General features: G+C 63.1%; 3 protein-coding genes. 1 reads left to right on the forward strand and 2 read right to left on the reverse strand.

Going from position 1 to position 2,478, the window contains the following annotated elements:
* Nucleotides 1–1,025: dihydroxy-acid dehydratase (locus EN984_RS31095; protein ID WP_206517528.1), on the reverse strand; the 1,025-nt coding region annotated here is incomplete at its 3' end.
* Between the two features lie 146 nt (nucleotides 1,026–1,171).
* On the opposite strand from EN984_RS31095, the gene EN984_RS31100 reads away from it, so the two are divergent.
* Nucleotides 1,172–1,624, forward strand: a complete 453-nt coding sequence (locus EN984_RS31100; RefSeq protein ID WP_013528005.1) for a carbon monoxide dehydrogenase subunit G — start codon at nucleotides 1,172–1,174, stop codon at nucleotides 1,622–1,624.
* Between the two features lie 21 nt (nucleotides 1,625–1,645).
* Here the strand turns inward: EN984_RS31100 and EN984_RS31105 are convergent.
* A partial coding sequence (locus tag EN984_RS31105; protein ID WP_164765773.1) for an Mrp/NBP35 family ATP-binding protein occupies nucleotides 1,646–2,478 on the reverse strand: 833 nt, incomplete at its 5' end.

Raw genomic sequence — 2,478 nt, forward strand, 5'->3', positions numbered from 1 at the left:
CCCTTCATCAGTTCGGCGATGACCGCCGGCACGCCGCCGGCATGATGGTAGTCCTCGCCGAGATATTCGCCCGTCGGCTGCAAATTGACCAGCAGCGGCACATTGAGGCCGACCGTCTGCCAGTCGTCATTGTCGAGCTTGACTCCAAGGTGACGGGCGATGGCGTTGAGATGGATAGGCGCGTTGGTCGAGCCGCCAATGGCCGAATTGACGACGATGGCGTTCTCGAAAGCCTCTCTCGTCATGATGTCGGACGGCTTCAGATCCTCATGCACCATCTCGACGATGCGTTTTCCGGTCTCATAGGAAATCTGGCCGCGCTCGCGGTAGGGCGCGGGAATGGCGGCCGAGCCCGGCAACTGCATGCCAAGCGCCTCGGCCAGCGAGTTCATCGTGGTGGCGGTGCCCATGGTGTTGCAATAGCCGGTGGACGGCGCCGACGAGGCGACGATATCCATGAACTCGTCATAATCGATCTCGCCGGCCGACAGGCGCTGGCGTGATTCCCAGACGATGGTGCCGGAGCCGGTGCGCTTGCCCTTGTGCCAGCCATTGAGCATCGGGCCGACCGACAGGGCGATCGCCGGGATGTTGACGGTGGCCGCCGCCATCAGCAGGGCCGGTGTCGTCTTGTCGCAACCGATGGTCAGCACGACGCCATCGAGCGGATAGCCGTAGAGCACCTCGACAAGGCTGAGATAGGCAAGGTTGCGGTCAAGTGCCGCGGTCGGGCGCTTGCCGGTCTCCTGGATCGGATGGCAAGGAAACTCGAAGGGAATGCCGCCCATCGAGACGATGCCTTCGCGCACACGCTTGGCGAGTTCGATATGGTGACGGTTGCAAGGCGACAGATCCGAGCCGGTCTGGGCGATGCCGATCAGCGGCTTGCCGGACATCAGTTCGGCGCGCGTCAGGCCGTAATTGAGATAGCGTTCGAGATAGAGCGCCGTCATGCCCGGATTGTCGGGATTGTCGAACCACTCCTGCGAGCGAAATTTTTTCTTATGGGTGGGGGCGCCTGCCATCATGGTCTCCGTATTTGTAAGACAAATCGATATGGCAACGCGCGGGAGCAGGCAAGAGGGCGTGCGGTCGCAACCGGACTTTGGTGCGATAGACACGCACCGAGCCGTGCGTTACGGGTTCGGGCAGTCTTGTCCGGGAGGTTTTCATGGCTTTGGTGATCGAAGGCGAGGAGCGCATTGCCGCACCGCTGCAAAAAGTGTGGGAAGCGCTGAACGATCCCGAGGTCTTGAAGGCGACCATTCCCGGCTGCCAGAGCCTGGAGATGAAGTCGCCGACCGAGATGGCGGCAACCGTGGTGGTGAAGATCGGACCGATCAAGGCGACGTTCAACGGCGAAGTGACGCTGAAGAACCTGAAGCCGCCGCACTCCTACACCATCCAGGGCGAAGGCAAGGGCGGCATTGCAGGCTTCGCCAAGGGGGGCGCCGACGTGACGCTGACGGCGGATGGACCCGACGCCACGATATTGAACTACGCGGCCAAGGCCGATGTCGGGGGCAAGATCGCACAGCTTGGCAGCCGCCTGATCGAATCGACCTCGAAGAAACTGGCTGGACAGTTTTTTTCCAGCTTTGGCGAGAAGGTCGGCGCGGCCTAGGCTGCAGCACGGCGGCGCCTGCTATTCAAACACAATACTCGGCACGGCAGCAGCAGCCGCACCACGCTCTTCGTTGACCCGGTCCCAGACCTTCGAGGCGATGTCGCGGTAGATTTTCGCTTCGGGGCCATCGGGCTTGGAGACGACAACCGGCGTGCCGGCATCCGAGCTTTCGCGAATGCCCATTTCGAGCGGCACCTCACCGAGGAAGGTGACGCCGAGGCGCTCGGCCTCGCGGCGGGCGCCGCCATGGCCAAAGATGTCGTAGCGCTTGCCGGTGTCCGGGGCGATGAAATAGCTCATGTTCTCGACGATGCCGAGCAACGGGACGTCGACCTTCTTGAACATGTTGAGGCCTTTTCGCGCGTCGATCAGGGCCAGGTCCTGTGGCGTCGAGACGATGACAGCACCAGCCAGCGGCACCTGCTGGGCCATGGTCAACTGCGCGTCGCCAGTGCCGGGCGGCATGTCGACGACGAGCACGTCGAGACGGCCCCATTCGACCTCGCGCAGCATCTGCGTCAGCGCCGACATCACCATCGGGCCGCGCCAGATCATCGGCGTTTCCTCGTCGACGAGGAAACCCATGGACATTACCTTCAGGCCGTAATTCTCCATCGGTTTCAGGATCTTGCCGTCGACGGTCTGCGGCCGGCCGTGGATGTTGAGCAGCCTGGGCATGGACGGTCCGTAGATGTCGGCATCCAGCACGCCGACGCGCAGGCCGTTGGCGGCGAGGCCGAGCGCGATGTTGACGGCGGTGGTCGACTTGCCGACGCCGCCCTTGCCGGAAGCAACGGCAATGATCGCCTCGATACCGGGCACGCCCCGTTTGCCCGAACTGTGCGAGGCGG

Origin of the sequence: Mesorhizobium sp. M7A.F.Ca.CA.004.12.1.1 (genome assembly GCF_003997835.1) — a bacterium.
GTDB lineage: Bacteria > Pseudomonadota > Alphaproteobacteria > Rhizobiales > Rhizobiaceae > Mesorhizobium.

Excerpts from the sequence above, each read along its gene's own strand:
- EN984_RS31100 (WP_013528005.1), top strand. The coding sequence starts at position 1,172 with ATGGCTTTGGTGATCGAAGGCGAGGAGCGCATTGCCGCACCGCTGCAA.